This window comes from Corallococcus llansteffanensis (assembly GCF_003612055.1).
Classification (GTDB): domain Bacteria; phylum Myxococcota; class Myxococcia; order Myxococcales; family Myxococcaceae; genus Corallococcus; species Corallococcus llansteffanensis.
Genome location: NZ_RAWB01000501.1, coordinates 1 through 7339, shown reverse-complemented (window position 1 = coordinate 7339; position 7339 = coordinate 1). Strand labels below are relative to the sequence as shown.

At 71.5% G+C, this 7339-nt stretch carries 4 protein-coding genes; 1 reads left to right on the top strand and 3 read right to left on the bottom strand.

All coding sequences use genetic code 11. The annotated features are described in order from the left end of the window. Positions 1-45 precede the first annotated feature (45 nt). Complete coding sequence (locus D7V93_RS33240; protein WP_158623919.1) at positions 46-5007, bottom strand: non-ribosomal peptide synthetase; 4962 nt, start codon at positions 5005-5007, stop codon at positions 46-48. A 741-nt stretch (positions 5008-5748) separates the two neighbouring features. On the opposite strand from D7V93_RS33240, the gene D7V93_RS47010 reads away from it, so the two are divergent. Next, positions 5749-5946, top strand: a complete 198-nt coding sequence (locus D7V93_RS47010; RefSeq protein WP_244237664.1) for a hypothetical protein — start codon at positions 5749-5751, stop codon at positions 5944-5946. A 22-nt stretch (positions 5947-5968) separates the two neighbouring features. Here the strand turns inward: D7V93_RS47010 and D7V93_RS33230 are convergent, their stop codons facing one another. Together D7V93_RS33230 and D7V93_RS33225 are read right to left on the bottom strand one after the other, a co-directional pair. After that, complete coding sequence (locus D7V93_RS33230; RefSeq protein WP_120647202.1) at positions 5969-6361, bottom strand: hypothetical protein; 393 nt, start codon at positions 6359-6361, stop codon at positions 5969-5971. A 79-nt stretch (positions 6362-6440) separates the two neighbouring features. Further along, a partial coding sequence (locus D7V93_RS33225) for a hypothetical protein (RefSeq protein WP_120647201.1) occupies positions 6441-7339 on the bottom strand: 899 nt, incomplete at its 5' end.

Sequence of the window (7339 nt, the reverse complement as noted above, 5' to 3'; positions counted from 1 at the left end):
CATCGGGATGGCTCTTCTGGGGGGGACGAGAGGGGAAAGCGGAACTCAGGAGGCGCGGGGGCGCGCGGTCGGAGCGGTGTCGAGCGCCTGGGTGACCTCGGCATCGCTGAGGGCGCCGATGTCGTCGACGAGGGCCTGCTCGATACGCTCGGCGAGCGCGGCGAGGACAGGGGCCTCGAACAGCACCCGCACGGAGAGGGACAGCTCGAAGCGCTCGCGCACGCGGGCCATGACCTGGGTGGCGAGGATGGACTGGCCGCCGAGCGCGAAGAAGTCGTCCAGCACGCCCACCGTCGGCAGGCGCAGCACCTCGCACCAGATCTCCACGAGGATCTCCTCGGTGAGCGTGCGCGGGGCGACGGGCGGCTCTGTCCGCTGGAGCGCGTCGTGCGCGGGGACGGGCAGCGCGCGGCGGTCCACCTTGCCGTTGGGCGTGCGGGGGAACGCCTCCAGCGCGATGAAGGCCGACGGCACCATGTGTTCGGGCAGCCGTTCACGCAGGAAGCGCGGGAGCGCGTCCAGGGCGGGCGTCGTGCCCGGCGTGCCGAGGACGTAGGCGATGAGCTGCTTGCCGCCCGGGCCCCGCTCGTGGACGGCGACCAGGGCCTCGTGTACGCCGGGGTGTTGGCGCAGCGTGGCTTCGATTTCGCCCAGCTCGATGCGGAAGCCGCGGATCTTCACCTGGTCATCCACGCGGACGACGAACATCAGCGAGCCGTCCGGCAGGAAGCGCGCGAGGTCGCCCGTGCGGTACAGCCGGGAGCCCGGCGCGCGCGCGAACGGATCCGGCAGGAACCGGTCCGCGGTGAGGTCCGGCCGGCCCAGGTAGCCGCGCGCCAGCCCCGCGCCCGCGATGTACAGCTCGCCCGTCACGCCAGGAGGCACGGGCTCATGGCGGGCATCGAGCACGTACACGCGGGCATGCGGGATGGGACGGCCGATGGGAGGCGCGCCGCCGCCGGGCTGGCAGCGGGCCATCGTGGTGCAGATGGTCGTCTCCGTGGGCCCGTAGGCGTTGATGAAGCGACGGCCCTGGGCCCAGCGGTCCACGAGCTCCGCGGAGCACGCCTCGCCTCCCGCGATGACGGAGCGCAGCGCGGGCAGCTCCGTGGCGGGCAGCGTGGCCAGCACCGACGCGGGCAGCACGATGACGGTGACGGCCTCCCTGCGCAGCAGCTCCGCGAGCTCGGGGCCGCCCACCACATCCGGCGGTCGCAGCAGCAGCTTCGCGCCCACCGCGAGCGTCATGAAGACGTCCGACACGGAGACGTCGAAGCCGAACGACACGAACTGCAGCACGGTGCTGTCCGGGAAGATGCCGAAGCCTTCAATCTTCGCGAGCACCAGGTTGTAGAAGGCCCGGTGCTCCACCTCGACGCCCTTGGGGCGGCCCGTGGAGCCGGAGGTGTAGATGACGTAGGCCAGGTGCTCCGGCCCCACGCCGCTGTCCACCGGCGTAGTGGGCGCGCGCGCCAGCGCTTCCGCGTCGCCCGTCCAGTCCACCACCGTCGGCGCCGGAGCGCCCTGGGCCGCGATGCCGGCGACCAGCGTCTTCGCCCGAGCGCCCAGCCCAGGGCCGGACACCACCGCGTGCATGCGCGAGTCGGTCATCATGAACGTGAGCCGGTCGTCCGGATGGGCCGGGTCCAGCGGCACGTACACGCCGCCCGCCTTCACGATGCCGAGCACCGCGCACACGAGCTCCGGGCTCCGCTCCATCAAGAGCCCGACGCGCACCTCCGGCCCCACGCCCAGGCCCCGCAGGTGCGAGGCGACCTGGTTGGCGCGGGCCTCCAGCTCGCCGTACGTCCAGCGCACGTCGCCGGACTGCACCGCGATCTTCTGGGGCTCGCGGCGCGCCTGCGCCTCGAAGAGGGCGTGGCTGCACCCTTCGGGCGCGTGGGTGCCGGTGTCGTTCCAGGCCTCCAGCATCCGCTGGCGCTCCCCGGCGGAGAGCAGGGGCAGGGTGTCGAAGGGGTGACCCGGCCGGGCGACGGCCGCGCCCAGGAGCGCCACGAAGTGGTCGAACATCCGCGTGGCGGTGCCGGGCTCGAACAGGTCGGTGTTGTATTCGAGCGAGAAGGTGGGCCCTTCTGGCGGGAAGTCCACCACGAGCGTGAGGTCGAAGCGGGCCTTGTCGGTGTGGATCTCTCCCACAGAGGCGACCGTCAGGCCCGGCAGGAGCCGGGCCGGCGCGGGGCTGTCCTGCACCACGAGCATCACCTGGAACAGCGGGGCGTGGGACAGCTCGCGCCGCGCACCGAAGGCGCCCAGGACGTCGTTGAAGGGCAGCGCGCCGTGCTCGTAGCCCGCGAGCGCGACCCGCCGCACGCGCGCGAGCAGCTCGCGGAACGTGGGCGTGCCCTGGAGGTCGATCCTGAGCGCGAGCGTGTTGACGAAGAAGCCCATCAGCCCCTTCGCCTCGGGAGGCGCGCGCGACGCGAACGGCGTGCCCACCACCACGTCACGCTGTCCCGAGTAGCGCGACAGCCACGCGGAGTACGCCGCGAGCAATGCCATGAACGGCGTGGCCTGCTCCCGTCGGCCCAGGGCCTCCAGGTCCGCGAGCAGCCCCCGGGGCACGGTGCGCGTCAGCGTGGCGCCGTGGAACGTCTGGACCGGCGGCCGGGGATGATCCGGCGTGAGGGCCAGCACCGGCAGCTCTCCGCCCAGGTGCTCCGTCCACCAGGACAACAACCGCTCGCGCTCGGGGCCCTGGAGCTGCGCGCGCTCCCATGCGGCGACGTCACGCGCCTGGACGGGGAGCTCCGGCAGCGGCGAGGGCCTTCCTTCCGCGAAGGCGGGGTAGAGCGCTTCCAGCTCCCGCAGCAGCAGGTCCACCGAGGCGCCGTCGAAGATGGCGTGGTGCGCGGTCAGCAGCAGGTGGGAGCGCTGGTCGTCCCACCGCAGCAACAGCCCGCGCAGGAGCGGCGGCTGTCGCAGGTCGAAGGGCTTGCGCGCCTGGGCCTGCTCGCGGGCCTCGGCCTCCGCGAGCGGATCCGGGACGGCCTCCAGGTCCACGACCTCCCACGGGAAGGGCCCGGGAGGAACGACATGGAGGCGGGGCTGCCCGTCCCGGGCGACGAAGCCCGTCCGCAGCACCTCGTGGCGGCGCAGCACCTCCGTGAGCGCCCGCTCCAGCACGGCGACGTCGAGCACCCCCTGGAGCTGGAGGCGCACGGACGTGTTGTAGAGCGCGGCGTCGTCGACGAGCTGGTCGATGACCCACAGCCGCTCCTGCGCGAAGGACAGCGGGCCGTCCGCGTCCGGCGCGCGCGTGACGGGCGGAAGCGTGGAGGAGGGCGCGGCGTCCAGCCAGCGGGCAAGCCCGGCCAGCGTCCCGGTCTCCAGGACGACGCGCGGGGGCACGTCGCGGCCCAGGTGGCGGCGCAGCTCCGTCACCAGCTTCGCGGCGAGCAGGGAGTGCCCGCCCAGGTCCATGAAGTGCTCATCCCGGTGCACGGACTCCAGCCGCAGCACCTGCCGCCACACGGGAAGCAGGAGCGCTTCGGTGGGCGTGAGGACGACGTCTGGGGTGGGGGCTCGCGGCTCGGCCTCCGGCATGGGCAGGGCGGCCCGGTCCACCTTCCCCGCCACGGTGAGCGGCAGGGCTTCCAGGAGCACGAACGTGGCGGGGACCAGGGGCTCGGGCAGCTTCGCGCGCAGGGCCTGACGCAGCGTCGCGGGCGTGGCGGCGCCGCGCGGCACCACGTAGGAGACCAGCCGCCGCTCGGTGCCGGGGTCCTCGCGCAGGACGGTCACGCTCGCGCGGACCTCCGGGAGCAGCGCCAGGGCGGCGTCGATCTCTCCCAGCTCGACCCGGTGTCCGCGCAGCTTCACCTGCTGATCCGCGCGACCGAGGAACTCCAGCGCGCCATCCTCGCGCCTGCGCGCCAGGTCTCCGGTGCGATACATCCGCGCGCCCGGCGCCGGGCTGAACGGATCCGGAAGGAACTGGCGCGCCGTGAGCGAGGGGTCGTCCAGGTAGCCGCGCGCCAGCGTCTCCCCTCCGATGAAAAGGGCTCCGGGCGTGCCAGGGGCCACCGGTCGCAGCGCGGCGTCGAGCAGGTGGACGGACACGCCATCGAAGGGCCTGCCGATGGCCAGCGGCGCGCTGCCTTCCGCGAGGATGCGCTCACGCGTGACGAAGACGGTCGTCTCCGTGGGGCCGTAGCAGTTGACGAAGGCGAACGGCGCGGAGGGGTGCGGACGGACGCGCAGCGCCTCGCCGCCGGTGAGCACCGCGCGCAGGGTCGGGGCCGTGGGCCAGGACAGCGACGCGAGCTGCTCTCCCAGCGCGGTGGTCAGGAAGCAGACGTGGATGGCCCGCTGCAAAAGCCACTGCTGGAGGCGCTCCGGCACCAGGCGCGCGGTGTCGTCCGCGACGTGGAGGCTCGCGCCAGCGGCGAGCGCGGGCCAGACCTCCAGCACCGAGGCATCGAACGCGGGCGAGGCGAGCAACGACACGCGGTCACCGGGCGCGAGCGCGAACTCGCGGACGAAGGCCTCCGTGAAGTGCCGCACGGCCCCGTGGGTGACGGCCACGCCCTTGGGGCGCCCCGTGGTCCCCGACGTGTAGATGACGTAGGCGAGGCGCTCCGACATGAGGGCGACCCCGGGCGTTACCCGGGCCCGGTGGCCCGGGGGCAGCGGCGCCGAGGGGTCGACGACGACGGTGCTCCGCGCGCCCTGTCCGGGCAGCGGCCGCCCATCGGTGACGAGCACCCGGGCACCCGAGTCCTCCAGCACGGTCGCGAGCCGCTCCGGCGGCCAGGAGGAGTCCAGCGGCACGTAGACCGCCCCGGCCTTGAGCGTGCCCAGCAGCGCGATGATCAGCGCCGGACCCCGGGGGGCACACACCCCGACCCGATCCTCCGGCCCCACACCCAGGGCCTGGAACTGCACCGCGAGCGCCTCCGCTCGCGCCTCCAGCGCTCCGTAGGTCAGCCGCTGGTTGTCGGTGACCACCGCCAGCGCGTCGGGCGTCCGCGAGGCCCGGGCTTCCACCAGGGTCGTAAGCCAGAAGGCTTCCATTGGAGAGGAACGGGCGGCATGCCCTGCTCCCGGTTCAACCGGGAAGACAGGTTTGTCTGGAGATGACACGGGGGCTGTCTCTCATGATGTGATGCCGGGAAGCCTGGGTGGAGGGGGTTCCATGCCCTTGCTGGATTGCCGGCGATTGGGAAGCATCCGGGATGTTACAGGATCGTTCTTTCCTCTGACCAGAGCCACGCGGGTAGGATCCTCACGCTGGCCCAGTTCAATCGCACCAATGCAACGGAGGGAATGGCGCGAAAAGAAGCAGCGACTCGCTTGAATTAAAGGTTTTTCTTGTTGGAGCGAGTGATTGGCTTCTATCGAAAGGGAGATCTCGCGGGGTACGCCTCGGACTCGTTCTGGACGCGAAGTTGTTCGACAAGCTCGCGGACGATCTGGACCGCTTGAACATGGATGCTCGGGCGCTGCTGGGCATCGAGGCCGAAAAGCTCGACATGGATCTGCTACTCGGGAGGGGGTCTCATGCCATATCTGGCAAGACGCGCCTGAGCATCGTTAGCACCCGGTTTCTCGGTGACAACAACAACGTCTTGTTCTGGGTGTCACAATTCCTGATCACAGCGACTCGCTGGCTCAACCGCAATCCCTCTCGCGCCTTGCAAGCCGTCATCCTCTTTGATGAGGCTGACCTGTATCTTCCCGCAATGCGCCAGCCTTCAACCAAACAGCCAGGTGAAGGAGAAGACCGCCTTGGAGAAGATGAGGCCCATGCTCGTGGATGCCCAGGTGGACTCCACCGCGAAGATCGCGACCCAGACCACCGGCGAATTCCATGTTGCCCGTGCCGGCAAGGTCACTCGCATCAAGGCCGAGCCCTCCGTGCTGAGGACCGAACAGCTCTCCGATGATGAGCTGTTGCGGCTGGCTGCGCGGGGCTCGCCCCCCTGAGCCCCGGCGGTCGCTTCCCGGACTACGTGGTGAAGAGCACCAGCACGAAGGTGTTCGACTTCGGCAGGTGGAACACGGTGCCCTGGTTCAGCGGGGACTTGAAGAAGGGCGTCGCCTCATAGGCGGTGGCCTGCTTCAGCGCCTCGCGGGTGGCCTCCGGCAGCCACCCGCCGTCATCCACCTTCACCGTCAGCCGCGTGGACTTCAGCGTGGACAGCAGCGCCTGCACGTCCGCGGCCGGGTACTCCAGCACGGCCAGCAGCTGCGTGTCCGTGGGGCCCAGGCCGCCCGGGATGCCCCGCGCGGAGCTGCGCCACTGCACCGCCTGGGGGCGGCGCGGCAGCGTCACGAGCTTCTGCAGCGTCTCCAGGTCCGTCCCCGTCTTCGCGGCCGGAGCGGCCGTCTCTGTCGTCATGGATGCACTCCCAGCAGCAGGCTTGTCGCCACAGGCCAGCGAAACACACCCCAGCAGCAGGGTGGAAGCGAGCGCGCGCCTAGCGGCCGCCGATGGGACGCGAGACCGCATTCTCAGGGCTCCCCTGCGTCCAGGTCACCTGACGCTGGAGCGTGCCGTAGTTGGTGTACTGGTGCCCCAGGCCGGTCCGCTCCAGCCGCCCGTTGGCCGCGTCCGGCGCGCCCGTGGCGATGTCGTGCTGGCCCGGGTTGAAGTTGTAGCGGTCCTCCGCGTGCAGCGTCATGTCCATGGAGAAGCGCGGCTGCCCTCCCGGCTGCTCCGGCGGGTAGACGGTGACGGTGGCGCTGTTCCACACGTTGTGGCCGCCAATGGCCTTCTGCCAGTTCTCCGTCTCCGGGTACGGGAACTGCTCGCTGGAGCCCACGGGAATCTGCGAGCCGGTGATCTGGAACGTCACCGGCCGGTTGGCGAGCGACGGATCATTGGCGACGAGCTGGTTGTAGTAGGCCTCCGCGCCCTGCTGCGTGTCGCGGGTGGAGTTGGTGAGCACCGCCTGGCCCGCGGGGTCCGTGGACACGAAGCGCTCGTAGCTGAAGTGCCGGTCCGCGCCGTTGCCGTGCAGGAAGTGGTCGTACGTATCCAGGCCGTCCGGGATGTTGTTGTGCGGCACGCCCGGCACGCCCTGGATGGCGCGGCCCGCGGCCAGCCGGCCCTCCCACTCGGCCCGCGCCGCGTAGTCGCCCACGCCCGGGCTCTGGGTGGCGATGGGGGTCCGGTCGTTGGGGTCGTTCGGGTTCTGCAGGAAGCCGTTGTCGTGGTGGATGTCCGGCCGCTGCGGCGGGCCTGCCTGGTAGGTGGCCACCGTGTCGGTTGTCACCACCTGCGTGCCGGCCGTCCCCACGGGCAGCGGCGTGGCCGCGGGCGTGGGCGAGCCCAGCGCGGGCGTGCCCCGGCGGCCGGCCGTGGCGGACTCGAAGG